The following is a 19,579-nucleotide window of genomic DNA, read 5'->3' as shown; positions in this document are numbered from 1 at the left end:
GGCATTCTGCGGAACTTGACATTCCCCGAAATTTGAGCCTTTACCTTCTAGTTGAGGTAGAAGGTTCTAGATAAACGCCAGCCAAAACGCTGGCAGGGCAGGCCTTGGGGGCCTGCCCTACCAGCGTTGAAGGGTCCGGATTGCGTGCCTCGCTAAGCGGCCACAACTTCCTTAGACTCGACGTCGCCATGGTGGCTGATCATGGTCAGCTCGTCGAACGGCTTGGTGCCGGACAGGACGTCTGTGACCTGCTGACGGTCGATTTCCTTGACCCACGTGCCGATCAGCACTGTGGCGACTGCGTTGCCGGTGAAGTTGGTCAGCGCCCGGGCCTCGGACATGAAGCGGTCGATACCTACGATCATGCCGACGCCGCCCAAAAGCTCGGGCCGGTGCGCCTGCAGGCCTGCTGCGAGGGTGGCCAAGCCTGCACCGGAAACTCCGGCTGCTCCCTTGGATGCGATGATCATGAAGACCAGCAGCGATACCTGGGCTCCGAGGTCCAGCGGGATACCCATGGCGTTGGCGACGAACAGCGAGGCCATGGTCAGGTAGATGGCCGTTCCATCCAGGTTGAAGGAGTAACCGGTAGGCACCGTGACACCTACAACCGGCTTGGAAACACCCAAGTGCTCCATCTTGGCGATGAGCCGCGGCAGTGCTGCTTCCGAGGAAGATGTGGAGAAGATGAGCAGGTACTCGCGAGCGAGGTACTTCATCAGTTGGAAGATGCTGACGCCAGCCACGACCCGGAGCAAAGTGCCTAGCACCACAACGATGAACAATGCACAGGTGATGTAGAAGGCGACCATCAGGGTGAACATTCCGAAGATAGCCTTTACTCCGGTAGCACCGACCACGGCGGCGATCGCTCCGAAGGCGCCGACGGGTGCCAGCCACATGATCATGATGAGGATGCGGAAGACCAAGGCCTGGCCGTGCTGGATGGCTTTGAGCACCGGCTGGCCCTGGGAGCCCATGCGCTGCAGCGCGAAGCCCACGAGAATGGCGGCCAGGAGCGTGGGCAGGACGGGGATGTCGCCCGGGATGATGCCCAGCAGGAAGTCAGCGGTGCTGTTCGTGGAGGTGGGGGTGTTGGGGTTGTACGGGACGAGCTTCAGTCCCTCGCCCGGATGGATGATGTTGCCTACTACCAGCCCGATGGCAAGGGCGAAGGTGGACATCACCAGGAAGTAGATCAGGGCAAGTCCGCCCACCTTGCCAACTGTTGCTGCCTTGGCGATGGAGCCGATCCCCAGGACGATGGTGCAGAAGATGACCGGGGCGATCATCATCTTGATCAGTTTGATGAAGCCGTCACCCAGTGGCTTGAGGGATTTACCGACTTCAGGGAACATCAGGCCTACGACGGCGCCCAGCACAACTGCGGCGATCACGGCCATATAAAGGTAATGCGACTTGTCCAGCCCCTTGCGCCCGGCCTTGGCGGGTGCAATCTCTCCTCTTTGAGAGGTCATGGCTTTGCTCCTTTTAGATACTCTGGAAAGCGCCGTGGTTCCTGCAATGTCCCTGCGTCGCTCTGCTGTGATATCCATCATTGGGGGCAGCGTGACATGCATCACTGTTGCGTTCATATTGGTCACAGAACTCGCCGAAGGAGGAGCGCGTGATCCGACGCTGGAGCATTGCCCGGAGACTCTTTGTGGCGAACCTCCTGTTCGTCCTGGCGCTCACCGCCGTTGTCGGTACGGCGGCCTTTGTGGACGCCAGGGACCGGGCCTACAACGACGCCGGCCAGCGCATGCAGGCTGTTGCCGCTGCGATTGCAGCCAATCCCCTCGTGCTACAAGCAGCCGGCACTCCGAATCCTTCCGCCGCCCTGCAGCCATACGCCCTAGTGGTGATGGCCAATGCCCACGCCGACTTCATCACCATCATGGCGCCGGACCGGACCCGCTGGACCCATGCGAATCCCGACGAAATCGGCAAGCCCTACATCGGCACCATTGATCCTGCCTTGCACGGCCAGACGTTCACCGAGGTTACGGCCGGCACCCTCGGCCCGTCGGTACGAACGATCGTTCCGGTGGAGGATTCATCCGGCGCGGTTCGGGCCCTCGTGGCCGCGGGCGTCACGGTGCGGACCGTGGACGTCGCCGTGTCGGCGCGGCTCCCCGCCATCATCGCCATCTCCCTGGCCATGCTCGCAGGAGGCTCCCTGGCCTCGTGGTTGCTGGGCCGATACCTGCGCTCCGTCACCCGGGGCTGGGGGCCGGAACAATTGGCGCAATTGTTCGCCTACTACGAGTCCGTCCTCCATTCGGTCCGCGAAGGCGTGGTCCTCATCGACACAGGCGGCAGGGTAGTCATGTACAACGACCAAGCCGCGGAGCTGCTGGGACTGGAACGGTCCGACGTCGATCCCGTCGCAGGGGCGCCCCCGCGCCTTTCGGATCTTCCCTTGGAACCGAGCCTCAACAGCCTCTTCGAATCCGGCCGGACGGCGCACGACGAAATCCACCTCAGCGGCTCGCGCATCCTGGTGGTGAACCAAGCACCGGCAGTGGGTCCGCCTGGAATGAGGGGTCGGCAGCGGCCTGCCGTGTTCGGGACCGTCGCCACGCTTCGGGACAGGACGGAAATCGAGTCCCTGGGCAGCGAACTGGAAACCATGAAGACCCTGTCCGACGCCTTGCGGGCACAGACGCACGAACACGCCAACCGTCTTCACACCATCGTTTCCCTCATGGAGCTCGGGCGTAGTGCTGACGCTCTGGATTTTGCCACCAAGGACCTTGAACTGAGCCAACAGCTGACGGACCACCTTGTGGCATCAGTGGACGAGCCTGTCCTCAGCGCGCTGATCATGGGGAAGACGGCCGAGGCGCACGAACGCGGAGCAGAACTCACGGTCACGGTGTCCGGCGGGGACGGTCTCCAGGGTTTGGCCGTCCAGGACCTGGTGACGATCTTGGGCAACCTGCTGGACAACGCCCTCGACGCTGCGGCTGCCGCTCCCCCGCCACGGAAAGTGGAACTGGGCATCGGGTCCGGACCTGAAGGAACCACATTCACGGTTGCAGATTCCGGCAACGGCATCGATCCCCGTATCGTGGACGATGTCTGGCAGTACGGATATAGCACCAAAGCGGCGGGCATTGGCCAAAGCGCCGGGCAGGCAGCTCCCTCCCGCGGTGTTGGTCTGGCCTTGGTGCGGCAAGCAGTGAAGCGGCTTGGCGGTACGCTGTCCATCAGCGAATCCATGAGCGCCTTGGGCGGAGCGTTGTTCCGGGTGGTGATCCCCGCTGGGGACTTCAGGAAAGAAGCCGAATGACCGAAATACGCGTCCTCGTTGTCGAGGACGAACCTATAGCCGCTGATGCCCATGGCGTCTACATCGGCCGGATTGACGGTTTCACTGTTGCTGGAACGGCGCCGGACGGGCAATCGGCCCTCCGGCTACTCAACGATTTCGCTGCTGCAGGACAGCCCGTGGACCTTGTCCTGCTGGACATGAACTTACCGGACCTTCATGGCCTGGATGTTGCCCGCCGGATGCGCGCTGCGGGGCTGCTCGCCGACATCATTGCCATCACAGCCGTCAGGGAAGTGAATATTGTGCGCAGCGCAGTGTCAATCGGTGTGGTCCAATACCTGATAAAGCCGTTCACTTTCGCAACGTTTGCGGACAAGCTCGCCAGCTACCGCATGTTCCGCGAGCAACTTGCCGCGCCGGCGTCCGGGTCGCGAGCCAGTGGCGCTTCGCAAAGCGATGTGGATCAGGCGTTCGCCAGCCTCCGTGCGCCCACTGAACTCCCACTGCCCAAGGGCCTTTCCGCCAACAGCTTGGAGTCCGTCAAGGACCTTCTCGCGGGCCTTGGCCGGGCCGTGTCTGCGAGCGAGGCAACCGTAGCCTTGGGAATGTCCCGGGTCACCGCGCGCCGCTATCTCGAGTACCTGGCCGACGCCGGGATGGTCACCAGAAATCCGCGGTATGGCGCCCCTGGGCGCCCGGAGAACGAGTATCGCTGGAATCGGAGCTAGCCGTCCAAACAGACACCCAAACAGCGGACCACAGCGAGTTCCAAGCCAGCCGTGATGCAGTGGATGTGGTGCAGAGCGTACGCTGGAAACGATCAGGGGATGCAAGCGTTCCGGCTATTCCGGAGCGTTTGCCGATGAACGAAGGAGTCCGGCATGGCAGCTGAAGAGATCAAGAAGGGCCTGGCCGGCGTCGTGGTCGACTACACCGCGATCTCCAAGGTCAACCCCGAGACCAACTCGCTGCTCTACCGCGGATACCCCGTCCAGGAACTCGCCGCCAAATGCAGCTTCGAAGAAGTCGCCTACCTGCTCTGGCATGGCGAACTTCCCACCCAGGAGGAACTGGCGGATTTCTCAGCCCGCGAGCGTGCCGGCCGCGCCCTTGACGCCGTGGTCAAGCAGGTTATCGACACTCTGCCCACCACGGGACACCCCATGGACGTGTGCCGGACGGCAGCGTCAGTGCTCGGAGCCCTGCACCCCCTGGCAGGAGATTCCTCCCCCGAAGCCAACCTGGCAAAAGCGAAGGACCTCTTCGCCGCCATGCCGGCCGTGGTGGCCTACGACCAACGCCGCCGCCGTGCTGCGGGCCACGCCATCGAACCACTGGAACCCCGGGACGACCTGGGCTACTCCGCGAACTTCCTCTGGATGACCTTCGGCGAGGAACCCGTAGACGAAGTCGTCGAAGCCTTCGACGTCTCCATGATCCTTTACGCCGAGCACTCCTTCAACGCCTCGACCTTCACCGCCCGCGTCATCACCTCCACCCTCTCGGACCTGCACTCCGCCGTCACCGGAGCCATCGGTGCCCTCAAGGGACCACTGCACGGCGGCGCCAACGAAGCCGTCATGCACACCTTCGACGAGATCGGCATCCGCACCGAAGAATCCCTCGAAGACGCCGCCGCACGCGCAAAAGCCTGGATGGAAGACGCCCTCGCCCAAAAGAAGAAGGTCATGGGCTTCGGACACCGCGTCTACAAACACGGCGACTCAAGAGTACCCACCATGAAGGCCGCCCTGGATAAGATGATCGCCCACTACGGCCGGCCGGAACTTCTCGGTTTGTACAACGGGCTGGAACAAGCCATGGACGAAGCCAAAGCCATCAAACCCAACCTCGACTACCCCGCCGGACCCACGTACCACCTCATGGGCTTCGACACCCCCACCTTCACCCCGCTCTTCGTCGCCAGCCGCATCACCGGCTGGACCGCGCACATCATGGAACAAGCCGCCTCAAACTCCCTCATCCGCCCCCTGAGCGAATACAACGGCGTGGACGAACGGCACCTGCCGTAATCTTCGGAACGTACGACGGCGGGCCGGACACCTGAGTGGGTCCATGCGAGCAGGGTTCCCTAACCGGCCCGACGTCGAAACTCAAGCTATTGCGTGAGCTGCAGGCTGGTGATCATTTCCTTCAATTTCGCGTACTCGGGTGTGCCCATGTATGCCTTGGCATCCTCCATTGTGGCGAAAGTCGGGGCCCCCGACCCCTGGCTAGCCCGGTCCGCGAAGGACAGCGTGCCCTTGGGAGCGCCGCTGACCACTGTGTACATCAATTCCGGGCACGTATCGCTCAGTTGACCGCTGGACTTGTCCACCAGACCCACCTCATAGCTCAGACCCTTGCCCACCCCGGATTGATCCAGAATGCGGTATGAGAAACGGACACCCGCCGACTGCGCCCATGCGCCGTTCAAGGCCGATGGGGCCGTATCAAGCTCCGTCATTTTGTAGCGCTCATTGGGACCGCAGGCGCCACCGAGGCCACCACCGGAGCCGTAGTACAGATGCGCCACCTTCCCGCCAGACTCATCCGCGACCTCAATCCCCGAGGCCGGGAAGTCCGCGGTCCCTGCAGGGACATCCTTGGCTGTCCACCCGGCTGGAAGGCTGAATTGCACGTTGGCCTTGTCGCTCTTGAAGAGATTCGAAGTTGCCACGTTGCTTGGCTTCAGTGACAGCGAGATCAGCATCCGCTTCATGTCCTGGTATTCCTGTGTCTGCATGTACGCGCGAGCTTCCGCAACCGAGTTGAACACGAGCGGCGCGTTGGAGCCATCGGCCGCCATCGCCCAGACGTCCCCGAAGTCGACGAAAGGTACATTACTCGGTCCGGTAATGCCGTTAATCTGCTGGCACACGGGCGTTCCTGGCAGCTTCTGTTCTTCTGAAAGCGCCACGGTCCCGTAAACGCGGTCTCCTGTAATCACGGTGAACGTAAAACGTGACGGACCAAGCGCGGAACCTTTGAGCGCGGAAAGCTCAGCGACCTTGTCGGGCTTCTGCGGGATATCCAGATCCACTGAATCCAGGACGGCCACCGGCTTAGGTGCGGCGCAGCCACCAATGGTCCGGTCGTAGACCAGGTTCAGTGCGGCAACCTGCTTGTTGGCGGGGTTGCGGACGCTGACGCTGTTATACGCTTTGCCGGCAATCATCGTGGGTGTCTCGATCACGGTCCAGCTATCAGGCAATTCGAAGGTCGCCTGCGATGTTGCGTCTGTGAACGTCTTCCATGGGACCGCCGGAGCCTGACTTGCTGTCGGTGTGGCCGTTGCCGAGGCTGAAGGCGTCACGGTGGCAGCCGAAGTCACAAGCCCTGAGTTGGCGGGAACGGGGGCTCCCCTTACGGTGCCCAGATTTGAAACTACCAGCACACCAGCCGTTACGGCAGCTGCAGCGATAGTGAGCAATCCAGCAATGCGAACGGCGCGCTGCCGCTTGGCATCGGCCAAGGACCGGACATTCGGCGGCATCTTGTCAACGGCTTCGGAACGGTCCGTGACAATTTGCCGCAGTACGGTCTCGGCGTCGGGGACCGCAGCTGGATCTGTTTTCAGCGGATCGGTAGCGGAAATCAAGTTCTTGATGGCATCCATCTCATGCCCCCATTTTCTGTGAAGCGGTCCCGGCCTGGACCGGCATCGTCTTGCGGAAGGCCTCCCGGGCGCGGTGCAGGCGCACCTTTGCGGCCGATTCGCTGCATTGCAGCACCCCGGCGATTTCCGCGATCGAGAACTCATCCCAATACGCGAGTTGCAGGACGTCACGGTCCTTTTCCCGCAATGCAGCCATGGCGTGCTCCACGAGTTCGTTGCCTTTGCCATCTGCTTCAATGGCACTCGCTGACTCCATCAGCCGAAAATGCAACGCTTGTTGACGTTCGTAGCTACGGTAGGCGTTCCCCAGCAGGTTCCGGGCCACTGCAAATAGCCAAGCGGGTTCAAGCACTCCGGCGTCGTCCCATTTCTGCCACGCCACGCGGAACACGTCCGCAGCGAGCTCCTGCGCCAATTCCGGATCAGTCACCCGTCTCCGGACAAAACGGAATACGCGTGGGTAACAGTCCTTATGAAGCGAAATAAACTCCAGCTCCCGGTCTGAAAGCATCGGTCCCCCTTTTGAAATTGAGCCTGGATTTGCCGGCTACGAAGGTAATTTCCAGGCAGGCGGACAAAGTTACAGTTCACTGCAAGCTTTTTGAGAATCTTTCAAGAGTTAGAGAGTAGCGCCCGAATCCAGCCATTCCGCGGTGTGCACTTCGGCGACGCTTTCGTTGTCATCGGCGAGCACCACCTCAACTGCAATGCGTTGGCCGGAAATCATGGCGGGCAACCAATGTTCGGCGTCGGCCCACATCTGTTCGACCGGGAGTCGGGCCACCCGGTACCACTGTGGAGCTATTTCATCGCTTTCGGCGGGTTCGCCGGTCCATCGCTCGGTCAGATACACCGTGGTGAACATGTTCCATTCGGCCTTGGCGGGAAAAAGAAAGTCCACGGTACCGGCCGGAATGAGATGCTTCTCCTCCACGCGGACGAAGATTTCCTCATCGACCTCGCGACAAACCGCCTCAGCGGCTGTCTCTCCAGGCTCCACGTGCCCGCCCACACCCACAATTTTCCCGGTGCCAAAGCCCGTCTTCTTCCGGCCAAGAAGCACCTCCTTGCCCGCATCGCCGTCGCGGAGCAAGAAACAGAGGGTGACATGGGCTGCAGTCATTGACCAAGCCTAACTCTGTGGGTCTTCGAAGGTGGGTCCTTGCTACAGTTGCCCCATGAGCGTGGATGGGGGCGAGGGGTTCCCTGGCTGGGTGGTCCGGAATCCGCTCTACGCCGGGTGGGCTTGGACCGGGTTCTGGGCACTATTAATCGTCCTCGATGAGTTTCTGGATATTGCCGGGTGGAGTTGGTACCTGTTGGTCGGCATGGCCGCCCTACCGACGCTTCTGTGCACCCTGGCAGTGCTGAACGCGACTCCCCGCAGGCATTTGAAACCGCAAAACGAATCAGTGCTGGGGCACTTCTTCGTGCGATTCCTTGCCTTGGTGACTGCATTCCTCGTGTGGGGCGTTTCAGTGGTCATGAGCGCCTCGATCTCCACCACCGTCCAGGCCGCAGCAGGCAATTCCGAGCGCGAGGTGACATCCCTGGGTTTTAACTTGCTGGTGGCAGCTGTCCCGCTGGTCATTTCGGTGCTGTGGATGGCCTTTATCGTCCGCTGCGCCTGGTTCCTGCGCCGCCTGCGTGGCTGGAGCCAGAGTCCCGCCAATTCACGGGTGCCCAGGAAATTCCTGCGCTCCCGGCCACGGCTGAGACGGCTGGTGGTGGGTCTGGCCCATCCCGGCCTTCTGCTCGTGGCCGGTCTTGGCATGTCGGTTCTGGCCTTGTTTTTGAACGCCGTGGAGCTGACCTTCAACGCGCTTCAGTAAGGGACCGTCCTCAGCCGAGCGCCCTCGGATGCGCAGCCGCGTACACCTCGCGCAGGGTGTCGGCAGTGACCAGGGTGTACACCTGTGTGGTGGTCACCGAAGCGTGGCCCAGGAGCTCCTGCACGACACGGACATCTGCGCCGCCCTCCAGCAGGTGCGTGGCGAAAGAATGCCGGAGGGTGTGCGGGGAGACGTCCTTGGTGATGTTGGCCTTCTCCGCCGCGGTCTTCAGGATGGTCCAGGCGCTCTGCCGGCTGATCCGGCCTCCGCGCGCATTCAGGAACAGCGCCGGAGTGCCTTTTCCCTTGCCGGCCAACGCGGGCCTTCCACGGACCACATAGGATCCGACGGCGCGCGCACCATAGGAACCCAACGGCACCAAGCGCTCCTTGGAGCCTTTTCCGAACAGCCTCACGATCGCCGGCCCGTCGGCCTCCACTTCAAGGGAAACATCGTCAACGTCCAACCCGACGGCTTCGCTGATGCGGGAACCGGTGGAGTAAAGGAACTCCAAAAGGGCCCGGTCCCTCAGGCCGGTGGCGGTATCGGCACCGGCAGCTTCGAGAATCCGGGTCACTTCGTCGACACTAATTGCCTTCGGAAGACGTTTGCCAGGCATGGGCGGGTGGACATCGCTGGCGGGATCCGCCGTCGTCGTCCCCTCCAAAGCCCAAAACTTATGGAGGCCGCGGACGGCAACCACCGTGCGCGCCGCGGACCGTACTCCTAGAGCCGCTGCGCCGTCCGAGCCGTCCGCAAGCGCCTGAACAAAGGCAGTGACGTCGTGGCGCGAGATGTTCCCCGGTTTGTCGACGCCGGCAGCGGCCAGGAAGTTCGAATAGCGGGACAGATCCCGGCGGTAGGCGGACAACGTATTGCTTGCGAGGCCGCGTTCCACGCCAAGGTGCTGCAGATAGTCCGTCACGGCGCGGTCAATGGCCGTTTGAATCCGGGTGTCCGCAAGCTGGGGCATGGTCAGCGCTGGCTCGGGTGAGCTGGCCAAGGGGCATTGCCCGGGCGCAGGCTCCTGAAGCCATCGGCCCGTGCAGCGGCGGCCGCGAGGATCCCGACGACGGCGGACGGGTTGTGCAGGCGGCCTTCCAGCACCGCGGAAACAGCTTCGTCGAGAGGTACCCACACCAACTCGATCTCTGCCTCTTCCTCCGTGCGGATGTGCCGTTCGGACTCGGGTACGTCCCCGAGTCCGCGCGCCAGATAGATTCGGATCGCTTCGCTCGAGGACCCGGGCGAATTGAAGAAGTCCGCCAAGACATTCCACGTGGCGGCCGTAAGATCGGCTTCCTCGGCCAGCTCACGCGCCGCACCCACCACGAAGTCTTCGCCGGCAATATCAAGGAGCCCGGCAGGAATTTCCCACAGATCCATGCCGACCGGGTGGCGATACTGCTTGAGCAGCAGGACTTCGCCGTCGACATTCATCGGCAGCACCGCTACAGCGCCAGGGTGGTCGATATAGTCGCGGACCAATGTACCGGCGTCTTCATTTAGCTCGAAGGCGTCGCTGACAACGTCCCAAATGCGGCCCTCATAGACCTTGCTCGACGACAAAAGACGGCGCGGACTCGGCATATCCGAAACCTTCCGAACAGTACTGGGAGTTTCAGAAATACCGGGCATCGCGCCGTCCTTCGTTGGTGTGGGAAATTACTTCGCGGCTACCTTGCGGGCCGACTTTGCTGCCGAATCAACGCCTGCCTGACGCTCCAACGCAGCCTTCACGAGGCCGGCAAACAGCGGGTGGGGGCGGGTAGGGCGGGAGCTGAGCTCCGGGTGGGCCTGGGTTGCGACGTAGTACGGGTGTACTTCGCGGGGCAGTTCCACGAACTCAACCAGCTTGCCATCGGGAGAGGTTCCGGAGAACACCAGTCCTTCGGCTGCGATCTGCTCGCGGTACTTGTTGTTGACCTCGTAACGGTGGCGGTGACGCTCGCTGACCGTCGTTGTGCCATAGGTCTCTGCGACCACGGAGCCTTCGTCCAGCTTGGCCTCATAGAGCCCCAAGCGCATGGTGCCGCCAAGGTCGCCCTTGCCGTCCACAATGTCCAGCTGCTCTTCCATCGTGGCAATCACCGGGTACTTGGAGTCAGGCTCGAATTCGCTCGAGGAAGCACCTTCAAGGCCAACCACATTGCGGGCATATTCGATGACCATGCACTGCAGGCCCAGGCACAGGCCCAGCACCGGAAGCTTGGTTTCGCGGGCGAACTTCAGCGCGCCGAGCTTGCCTTCCAGACCGCGGATACCGAAGCCGCCGGGAACGCAAATGGCGTCGACGCCAGCCAAGGACTTGGTGGCGCCCTCGAGGGTTTCACATTCGTCGGACGGGACCCAGCGAATCTTGACCTTGGTTTCATTTGCGAAACCACCGGCACGCAATGCCTCGGTTACGGAGAGGTAAGCGTCCGGCAGGTCGATGTACTTGCCCACCAGCGCAATTTCAACGTGGTGCTTGGGGTTGTGGACCGCTTCGAGCAGCTTGTCCCAGCTGGTCCAGTCGACGTCCTTGAACGGAAGGTCCAGGGCGCGGACGACGTAGGAATCAAGGCCTTGGGAGTGCAGCGTCTTGGGAATGTCGTAGATGCTGGGAGCATCGGCGGCGTTGACCACTGCGTCGATATCGACGTCGCACATGCGTCCGATCTTTTCACGCATGGCCTCGGGCACTTCGCGGTCCGAACGGATCACGATCGCCTCCGGCTGGATGCCGAGGGAACGCAACGCAGCAACGGAATGCTGGGTTGGCTTGGTCTTCAGTTCCTGCGAAGGTCCGATGTAGGGCACCAGCGAGACATGCAGGAAAAAGACGTTGTTGCGGCCGATGTCCTGGCGGACCTGGCGTGCGGACTCCAGGAAAGGCTGCGACTCAATGTCGCCCACGGTGCCGCCGATTTCGGTGATGATGACATCCGGCGCGTTCTTGCCTTCAGCGGGGAGGCGCATACGGCGCTTAATCTCATCCGTGATGTGCGGGATGACCTGGACGGTATCGCCGAGGTACTCGCCACGCCGTTCCTTGGCGATGACCGTCGAATAGATCTGGCCGGTCGTCACGTTGGCAGAGCCCTCGAGGTTTTCATCGAGGAACCGCTCGTAGTGTCCGATGTCGAGATCGGTCTCGGCGCCGTCGTCGGTGACGAAGACTTCGCCATGCTGGAAGGGGTTCATTGTGCCCGGATCCACGTTCAGATAGGGATCGAGCTTCTGCATAGTTACAGACAAACCGCGTGCCCGCAGTAGGTGGCCGAGGCTCGAAGCCGTCAGTCCCTTACCGAGCGAGGACGCCACACCGCCAGTGACAAAGATGTGTTTGGTCGTCTTGGACGAGCCCGGGAACCGGGAATTTACACGGGAATTTGATCGCTGCACCACGGAATTCGAGCCTATCATCAATTGCGCCTCCAAAGGATCCGCTCACCGTTTCCCCAAATGCTCAATAGTCCCCCGCCGTGGCGCCAGGATCAAGGGTAACGTTCGGCGAACCCGCCAAAAACAGCGCAGGCACTCGGGAATCCGTAGCTTCTTGCGAGCCCCGCAGCAGCTCGATCCGGAGCCTGGCCGGGCACGCTTGTGAGCGATGTCCTACGGGCGCAGCTCCGTGGCTACGCCTGAGGTAGAAGCTTCGCGTCGTCCAGCAATTCCTGGGCATGGGCCCGCGCGGACTCCGAATCTTCTTGGCCCGCCAGCATCCTGGCAAGCTCTTTCACGCGCTCTTCGTCGTCAAGAAGCTGGACATCGCTGGAGGTGAAGCCCGTGGCGGTCTTCCCATCGCTCCCCCTGACGGAGGTCTTGGTGACCCGGATGTGGTGGTCGGCGAACGCAGCTACCTGCGGAAGGTGGGTGACCACCAGCACCTGGACGTGGCGCGCCAGCATGGCAAGCCGGCGTCCGATCTCGACAGCTGCACGCCCGCCAACGCCCGCGTCCACTTCGTCGAAGACAAACGTCGGTACCGGATCCACAGCGGCCAGCACCACCTCGATGGCGAGCATGACGCGGGACAACTCACCACCGGACGCCCCCTTGCCCAGAGGGCGCGCCGGGGCGCCGGAATGGGGTTGCAACAGGAACGAGATGTCGTCGACACCGTGTGGCCCCAGCTGTCCATCGCTGTCCACCTCGATCATCAGGGTGGCATCCGCCATTGCCAATGCGGTGAGTTCCGCGCTCACCCGCGCGGAAAGCTCTTTCGCAGCCTTGGACCGCGCTTTCGAGATGCGGGCAGCCTGCTTTCGCAGGGTGGACTCCGCCGCAGCCACTTCGGCGTCGAGGGCTTCGATCCTGCTGGAGTCGTCCTGCAATTCGTCCAGCCGGGTCCTCGAAGCCGCTGCCCATTCCAGGACCTCGTCGATGCTCGGGGCGTACTTTCGAATGAGTTTGGCCAGTGCTGCCCGTCGCTCCTCGATCTCCGAAAGGCGTTCGGGACCTTCGGAGTCCAAGGAAGCCTGGTAGCTGGATAGCTCCCCCGCGATGTCGTTGATGAGGAAGCCGATTTCGGCGAGCCGTGCGGCGGCCCCGGCCAGCGCCTCGTCATGGTGGGAAACCTGGTCCAGCGCCCGCTTGGCAGCGTCGATCAGCGTCGTGGCATCGGCTGTTTCGCCGAACTCCTCCGAGATCAGTCCCTCGTGTGCTGCTGCGGCTGCGAGACGGAGTTCTTCCACGTTGGCCAATTTCACGGCCTCGGCCTTCAAGGATTCGTCCTCGCCCGGTTGGGGGTCGACGTCGTCGATTTCCTGCAGGGCGACTGAAAGCGATTCCGCCTCGCGTAGCCTTTCCCGGGCTTCACTGCGGAGCGTATCGAGTTCCGCCTGGCTGGACTTCCAATGGCCGTAGAGCTCCTGGTATTCCGCCAGGGGCGCAGCAAGGTCGGCTCCGGCGAAGCGGTCCAATGCATGCCGCTGCGCTACGGCACCCTTGAGCCGGATCTGGTCCGACTGGCCGTGCACCACCACGAGGCTTTCGCCAAGTTCCGCCAGCACGCCCACCGGCGCCGAACGTCCGCCCACGAAAGCACGGCTGCGGCCATCCGCGCCCACGGTGCGGGCCAGCAGGAGCTGGGTGCCGCCGTCGTACTCTTCGGCATCGCCGCCTGCCTCCACGGCCCGCTCAACGGCGGCGTGCCCCGGCTCAAGCATGAGCCGGGCCTCCGCAGAGGCTGATTTGGCACCGGAACGCACCGCACCGGCGTCGGAGCGCGCCCCCAGAAGGAGGCCGACGGCGGTGACCACCATGGTCTTGCCCGCACCGGTTTCGCCGGTGACGACGCTCAGTCCGGGCCCCAATGGCAATGTGGCATCGGCGATGACGCCGAGATCACGGATCCGGAGTTCCTCGATCATGGTTTACATCTCCTTGGTGGGGTCGGCCGCTCTGCCCGTCCGCACATCCTGGGGCGTTGGCAAAGGGCTGGGCTTGAATGTCCTGACCACGGGGGTGGGACCGGTATGGATATCCGAGGAACGGGGTGCCGGACCCCGCCAGCCGTGAATGGGGAGCTCGAACTTCCGCACGAGCCGTGCGGAAAACGGCGTCTGGTGGGTGCGGGCAAGGCGGACTGGCCGGGTAGACCGGGTTACTTCAATGCGGGCGCCGGGCGGCAGGTCCACGGAACGTCGGCCATCGCACCAGAGCACGCCTTGGGCATCGGTCCGGGAGAGAATCTCCACGGCCAGCCTGGACCGCGGAGACACCACGAGGGGCTTCGCGAAGAGGGCATGGGCACTGATGGGGACAATCACCAGGGCCTCGACCTCAGGCCATACCACCGGTCCCCCAGAGGAGAATGCATAGGCCGTGGAGCCCGTGGGGGTGGCAAGCACCACACCGTCGCAGCCGAAAGACGTCAGGGGACGTTCATCTACTTCCGTCACCACTTCGATCATGCGTTCCCGATCGGCTTTTTCGATGGCGGCCTCGTTGAGAGCCCACGTGTGCCAGATCTTCTGGCCCCGGACCCACACCTGGACATCGATGGTCATGCGCTCTTCCACCGTGTATTCGCGGCTGGCAATCCACTCGACCGTCTGGGCAAGATCTGCCCGTTCACTCTCGGCGAGGAATCCGACATGCCCGAGGTTGACGCCCAACAGGGGTACGTCCACGTTCCGGACCAGCTCTGCAGCCCGCAGGATCGTCCCATCGCCGCCAAGTACCATGACGAGTTCCACGTCCTCCAGGCGAAGGTCCTCGTGGAGTATCTCGATCGGCTTATCGACCACGCCGTAGAACCGTTCGATGTCATCCAGTTCCGACTTCTGCATCACGGGAATCAAACCGGAATAGTGAAGCTGCCCGCAGGCATCCCAGGCCGCGCGAAGGGAGTCCTCACGCCCGGTGTGGGCAAGGACCAAAACGCGCCTGCTCATGGTGTTCTGCTTTCTAGTGGGTGGTCCAGTTTCGTTCCATCAGTGCAGCAACTTCCTCGTCCCGCTCTTCGATCTTAGGCAAGTCCGGCTGGATCCTGCGTCTCATCCACAGGAAGTACTCCACATTTCCGTCCTGGCCCGGCAAGGCACTCGGTGCCAAGCCGCAGAGTTCAAGACCAGCGTCCACGGCGCCTTTCGCCACTTGGGCCACCGCCCGGCGCCGCTCGTGGTCGGAGGTGACCACCCCGGTGCGGCTCAGGCGTTCCTTGCCCACTTCAAATTGCGGCTTCACCATGAGGACCAGGTCTCCCCCGGGTTCAGTACAGGCAGCAAGCGGATGCAGGACCAGGGTAAGTGAAATGAAGGACAGGTCTGCCACGGTGAGCTCAGCCGGACCGCCGATCTGCTCCGGAGCCATGTACCGGACGTTGAGGCCCTCATGGACGGTAACGCGCGGGTCCTTCCGCAAGGATGGCACCAACTGGTCATGCCCGACGTCGACCGCCACCACGTGCGCGGCACCCTGCCGGAGCAGCACGTCCGTAAAGCCGCCAGTGGACGCGCCGGCGTCGAGACACCGCTTTCCTGCCACGAGGACCGAGGGAAACGCCGCCAGCGCACCCGCCAGCTTGTGACCAGCCCGGCTGACGTAGGCGTCCTCGGCGTGAGCTTGGACATCGAGCTCAGTCTCCCCAGAGACCTGCTGGGCCGCCTTGGCGAGAATGCTGCCTCCGGACCTGACTTTTCCATCCGCAATAAGCTTCGCGGCATGGGTACGCGACCTCGCCAATCCGCGGCTGACGAGTTCCTGGTCCAGTCTGGGCATGCTCAGCGGTCTTCTGCGTCGAGGGCGGCCATCAGCGAGCCGTGGATCTCGGCGTATATGCCGCTATGCTCGGCCACCGGGACAGAGCGGATATCGGACAGCCGCTCAAGGGTCGAGTCCACGACCCCGTCCCCTGTGGAGGCCAAGTGGTCCGGCCAAGGGGCATCGTGCGGCTCGACGGCGTACGCCGGGAGATCGTTCACCTCGCTCATTGGACCAGTCTAGTTTTCCAGCCATTCCAGCCGCGGCGAAGTAGCCTCCGCTGCGTCGGGATGCGCGGCCCACCAGGCCGCGCAGGCAGCACGCCAAGCGTCAAGATTCTTTTCGGACCCGGAAACGGTGATGAGGCCATCTTGGACTTCGGCGGTAGCCTTTCCGCAGCGGAACCCGCTGTCCTCCTCGACGATCTCCGGATACGGCTCATACAGTTCCGTGAGATCAGCCAGCAGGTAACCGGGGCGCTCCGAGCTTCGTGCGGCAAGGACGGACTCGCGCGTGTCGACTCCTGTGAGGACCGCTGCCGTCGCGAAGCCCGCACGGTTCCCGCCGAGAATGTCGGTGTCGAGGCGGTCTCCGACGACGATCGGCCGTTCCGACTTGAGCCGTCTCGCGGCGGAATGGAAGAGCGGGGCCTCCGGCTTGCCGGCGACTCGTGGCTTTTTGCCCGTGGCAGACGCGACGGCGGCGACGAGCGTGCCGTTCCCTGGAGCCATCCCGCGAGTCTGGGGAATGGACATGTCCGTGTTTGTAGCGACCCAGAGGGCACCTGCGGCCACGACGTAGGATGCTTCGGCCAGGTCCTTCCACGCGATTTCCGGGTTGAAGCCTTGGACCACCGCCACAGGATTCTCCTCGGCGCTGTGGACCGGGGTGAGGCCCACCAGTTCGATTTCATGCGCCAGCGCCGCGCTGCCGGTAATCAGCACCCGCGAACCGGGAGCAAGGAGCCCGGCCAAAAGATCTCCGGCGGCCTGCGAAGAGCTGACCACCTGGTTGTCCTCGGCAGGTGCACCAAGTTCGCGAAGATGCGCCGCGACCTGGGCAGGGGTGCGGGAAGCGTTGTTCGTGACGTATCCAAGCCCCACCCCCACGGACCCAAGCCGCTGCAGGGACTCCACGGCACCGGGGATGGCGTGGGGACCTGCATAAACAACTCCGTCCAAGTCGGCCAAAACTGCGTCAAAATGCGATACGAGCGGGGCCTCAGTCATTAGTCGACTCCTCGGCGTCTTCGGAAGCTTTTTCTTCATTTTCTTCGGCGTCGTCCGCGCCTTCGTCTGCTTGCTCATCGTGCTCGTCTTCGGCGTCTTCGACCGAATCGCGGTCCGACTCAGCATCATCGGACTCGAAGTAGTCAGACTCGACGTCGTCAAGTTCCACCTCGTCCTGTCCCGAGGCTTCAGAATCGGTCACCGTCTCTGCGCGTGCCGGGGCAACTTCGGTGTTCTGCTGTTCGGCTCGCTCGTGGTTGTCGTCGAAGTTCCGGAAGCGGGCCCTGGGGGCTTCCCTTTCATCGTCTTCGCCGAGATCGATGATGTCAGGGTCTTCGAACTCGCCTACGCCTAGCGCATTCTCGGCAACCACCGCCTGCCGCTGCCACTTGCCGGCCTCTTCCGTGCGACCCACGGCAGTCAGGGCGTCAGCGTACGCACGGAACAGGCGCGGGCTGTAGGAAAAGGCTCGATTGATGTCGAGCTGAATGATCTCTAGCTCAGCCACGGCGGCGTCCAACTGGCCAAGATCGCTCCTGGCACCGGAGGCCACAATAGCGAGCTCGACCTTGCCGGGGGCGTCAAGATCCTGGGCCTCGGGTGAACGGACAACATCCAGCGCACGGTCCGGTCGCCCCAGACCGCGTTCGCAGTCGGCCATGAGCGGCAAATGAACATTGGAGCCGCTGATCCGACGGTAGGTGCGGAATTCGCGAAGCGCCTCTCCATAGTGGCCCGCCGCATAGGCGGTCAGGCCGACGGCTTCACGGACGGCTGCCAGTCTGCCACCGCGTCGGCTAGCGGCCAAGGCGTGCTGGAACGACAGCTCAGGGTCGATGTCGATAAGCCGACCTGCCATGACAAGGTGCTTGGAAACCCAATCGGCGTTGGTGCCTTCAAGGGTCTTGATCTGGTGCTTGGTAACCCGGTCGAGCTCCTGACCGGTAACGTCGTCGTCGATCTCCGGCGAACGCTCACGGTCCGGGCGGTTGGCGCTGCGCAGATCCGCCGCGTTCGGAACCCGCGCGGGACGCTCTTCCCACGATCCGCCGCCGAAGCTACGTCCTTCGGCACGGGGGCCATCGAACTTGCGGGGGCCGCGCTCCGGACGGTCGCCGAAGCTGCGGCGCTCACCGTCACCCTGACGATGGGGCCGGTCACCAAAAGGTTTGCGGTCGCGGTCGCCGAAGTTCGGGCGCGCATCCCCATCACGACGTGGACGATCACCAAAGGGTTTGCGGTCACGATCGCCCTCACGACTCGGACGGTCGCCAAACGGCTTACGATCACGATTGCCGAAGCTCGGACGCGCATCCCCATCACGACGAGGACGATCACCAAACGGCTTACGATCACGATCGCCCTCACGACTCGGACGGTCGCCAAACGGCTTACGATCACGATCGCCCTCACGACTCGGACGGTCGCCAAACGGCTTACGATCACGATCACCAAAGCTCGGACGCGCATCCCCATCACGACGAGGACGATCACCAAACGGCTTACGATCACGATCGCCACCGGCAGTGCCGGGAGTGCCATCACGGTTGTCCCTGGAACGGAATCCTCGCGGCTCGCCCCCGGAATTGTTGTTGGCGCGGAACGGGCCGCGATCGCCACGGCCACCGCCGAAGTTGCCGCGGTTGCCGCTGTTGTGCTCAGCCATGATGGAGTTCCTCCTGTTGTGAGCTGACCACTGGCGCATGCGCAGCCGCTCTTATCCGTACTTTGTTCGCACGCCGCCGGGATCCGGCTCGTATCTCTCATGCAATTCTAGGTGAACACCTATCCCCCAACGCATTCAGGGGCCGAGTAATCAGCTCCCCGTGGGAATCATCACAACACCCAAACCTGAGTGAGCCCCTCCGACAGGCTTCCTGATCCAAGTCCAAGGGCGGAGAGTCTGCGCTTTGCGCAGCCAAAGAGTCAGAATCCTCAAACAACCCTCGCTCACTTACACCGACTCCCGCGCCGACGCCCGCTCACATATGCCGGGTCCCGGCCGGGCCCCCGCTCACATCTACGTGAGGGAGGGTTTGCGTGAAACGCCCGATACGTGATCGGGGGTTGCTGGCAACCGGTGCATACGTGATCGGGGGTTGTGGGAAGCGCCTGATAGGTGATGGAGGGTTGGGTTCCCGGGAGGCGGGCCCGCGGCTGGGCCGGACGCCCGCTCACGTATGCGCGGTTCGGGCCGGACGCCCGCTCACGTATGCGCGGTCCCGGCCCGACGCCCGCTCACTTGTAGGTGATGGAGGGTTTGGGTGAAACGCCCGATACGTGATGGAGGGTTGGGTGGAACGCCCGCTCACCTATACCGCGGTCCGGGCCGACGCCCGCTCACCTATACCGCGGTCCGGGCCGACGCCCGCTCACCTATGCCGCGTTAGGGCCGGACGCCCGCTCACGTATAGGTGATGGAGGGTTGGGG

18 protein-coding genes are annotated in these 19,579 nt (G+C 63.0%); 5 read left to right on the top strand and 13 right to left on the bottom strand.

Annotation, left to right across the window (positions count from 1 at the left end):
- Positions 1-152 precede the first annotated feature (152 nt).
- Entirely contained in the window at positions 153-1,478 is a 1,326-nt protein-coding gene (locus tag A3M3_RS0112865; protein WP_028266681.1) for a cation:dicarboxylate symporter family transporter, read from the bottom strand.
- A 149-nt stretch (positions 1,479-1,627) separates the two neighbouring features.
- Between A3M3_RS0112865 and A3M3_RS0112860 the strand changes: the two genes are divergently transcribed.
- From A3M3_RS0112860 to A3M3_RS0112850, 3 genes are all read left to right on the top strand, one after another.
- The gene (locus tag A3M3_RS0112860) at positions 1,628-3,295 is read left to right on the top strand and encodes a sensor histidine kinase (RefSeq protein WP_028266680.1); all 1,668 of its coding nucleotides are present in this window, start codon (positions 1,628-1,630) and stop codon (positions 3,293-3,295) included.
- The gene (locus A3M3_RS0112855; RefSeq protein WP_028266679.1) at positions 3,292-4,005 is read left to right on the top strand and encodes a response regulator; all 714 of its coding nucleotides are present in this window, start codon (positions 3,292-3,294) and stop codon (positions 4,003-4,005) included. Before A3M3_RS0112860 ends, A3M3_RS0112855 begins: the two co-directional genes overlap by 4 nt.
- A 153-nt stretch (positions 4,006-4,158) precedes the next feature.
- Entirely contained in the window at positions 4,159-5,310 is a 1,152-nt protein-coding gene (locus tag A3M3_RS0112850) for a bifunctional 2-methylcitrate synthase/citrate synthase (RefSeq protein WP_028266678.1), read from the top strand.
- Positions 5,311-5,396: 86 nt separating this feature from the next.
- Here the strand turns inward: A3M3_RS0112850 and A3M3_RS0112845 are convergent, their stop codons facing one another.
- From A3M3_RS0112845 to A3M3_RS0112835, 3 genes are all read right to left on the bottom strand, one after another.
- Positions 5,397-6,896, bottom strand: a complete 1,500-nt coding sequence (locus tag A3M3_RS0112845; protein ID WP_028266677.1) for a hypothetical protein — start codon at positions 6,894-6,896, stop codon at positions 5,397-5,399.
- 1 nt (position 6,897) lies between these two features.
- Positions 6,898-7,407 (bottom strand): RNA polymerase sigma factor, encoded by a 510-nt coding sequence (locus A3M3_RS0112840; RefSeq protein WP_028266676.1) that lies wholly within the window; start codon positions 7,405-7,407, stop codon positions 6,898-6,900.
- Positions 7,408-7,515: 108 nt separating this feature from the next.
- Complete coding sequence (locus A3M3_RS0112835) at positions 7,516-8,019, bottom strand: 8-oxo-dGTP diphosphatase (RefSeq protein WP_028266675.1); 504 nt, start codon at positions 8,017-8,019, stop codon at positions 7,516-7,518.
- 55 nt (positions 8,020-8,074) lie between these two features.
- On the opposite strand from A3M3_RS0112835, the gene A3M3_RS24970 reads away from it, so the two are divergent.
- Positions 8,075-8,728, top strand: a complete 654-nt coding sequence (locus tag A3M3_RS24970; protein WP_051423156.1) for a hypothetical protein — start codon at positions 8,075-8,077, stop codon at positions 8,726-8,728.
- A 10-nt stretch (positions 8,729-8,738) separates the two neighbouring features.
- On the opposite strand, the gene xerD is transcribed toward A3M3_RS24970, so the two are convergent.
- The 9 genes from xerD to A3M3_RS28900 form a co-directional block, all read right to left on the bottom strand.
- Positions 8,739-9,701 (bottom strand): site-specific tyrosine recombinase XerD, encoded by a 963-nt coding sequence (xerD, locus tag A3M3_RS0112825; RefSeq protein ID WP_028266674.1) that lies wholly within the window; start codon positions 9,699-9,701, stop codon positions 8,739-8,741.
- A gap of 2 nt (positions 9,702-9,703) precedes the next feature.
- Positions 9,704-10,366 (bottom strand): NUDIX domain-containing protein, encoded by a 663-nt coding sequence (locus A3M3_RS0112820; RefSeq protein ID WP_028266673.1) that lies wholly within the window; start codon positions 10,364-10,366, stop codon positions 9,704-9,706.
- A gap of 27 nt (positions 10,367-10,393) precedes the next feature.
- Positions 10,394-12,136, bottom strand: a complete 1,743-nt coding sequence (locus tag A3M3_RS0112815; RefSeq protein WP_028266672.1) for a CTP synthase — start codon at positions 12,134-12,136, stop codon at positions 10,394-10,396.
- Positions 12,137-12,348: 212 nt separating this feature from the next.
- Positions 12,349-14,085: a DNA repair protein RecN gene (gene recN, locus A3M3_RS0112810; protein ID WP_028266671.1), complete on the bottom strand. Its 1,737-nt coding sequence runs from the start codon at positions 14,083-14,085 to the stop codon at positions 12,349-12,351.
- A 3-nt stretch (positions 14,086-14,088) separates the two neighbouring features.
- Positions 14,089-15,111: an NAD kinase gene (locus tag A3M3_RS0112805; protein WP_028266670.1), complete on the bottom strand. Its 1,023-nt coding sequence runs from the start codon at positions 15,109-15,111 to the stop codon at positions 14,089-14,091.
- A gap of 13 nt (positions 15,112-15,124) precedes the next feature.
- Complete coding sequence (locus A3M3_RS0112800) at positions 15,125-15,937, bottom strand: TlyA family RNA methyltransferase (RefSeq protein ID WP_028266669.1); 813 nt, start codon at positions 15,935-15,937, stop codon at positions 15,125-15,127.
- Positions 15,938-15,939: 2 nt separating this feature from the next.
- On the bottom strand, positions 15,940-16,149 hold the full coding sequence (locus tag A3M3_RS24965) for a hypothetical protein (protein WP_035741730.1): 210 nt from the start codon (positions 16,147-16,149) through the stop codon (positions 15,940-15,942).
- 9 nt (positions 16,150-16,158) lie between these two features.
- Positions 16,159-17,148, bottom strand: coding sequence for an HAD-IIA family hydrolase (locus A3M3_RS0112790; RefSeq protein ID WP_028266668.1), 990 nt, complete (start codon positions 17,146-17,148; stop codon positions 16,159-16,161).
- A complete protein-coding gene (locus A3M3_RS28900; RefSeq protein ID WP_231497252.1) occupies positions 17,141-18,007 on the bottom strand; it encodes a hypothetical protein in 867 nt (288 codons plus the stop codon). The genes A3M3_RS0112790 and A3M3_RS28900 overlap by 8 nt, the downstream gene beginning before the upstream one ends.
- 6 nt (positions 18,008-18,013) lie before the next feature.
- Between A3M3_RS28900 and A3M3_RS28895 the strand changes: the two genes are divergently transcribed.
- Positions 18,014-18,841 (top strand): hypothetical protein, encoded by an 828-nt coding sequence (locus A3M3_RS28895; protein ID WP_231497251.1) that lies wholly within the window; start codon positions 18,014-18,016, stop codon positions 18,839-18,841.
- Positions 18,842-19,579 lie beyond the last annotated feature (738 nt).

The sequence above is a fragment of the Arthrobacter sp. MA-N2 genome (assembly GCF_000517125.1).
GTDB lineage: Bacteria > Actinomycetota > Actinomycetes > Actinomycetales > Micrococcaceae > Arthrobacter > Arthrobacter methylotrophus.
Note: the sequence above shows the minus strand (reverse complement) of the source record. Positions and strands in the feature narration are given on the sequence as shown.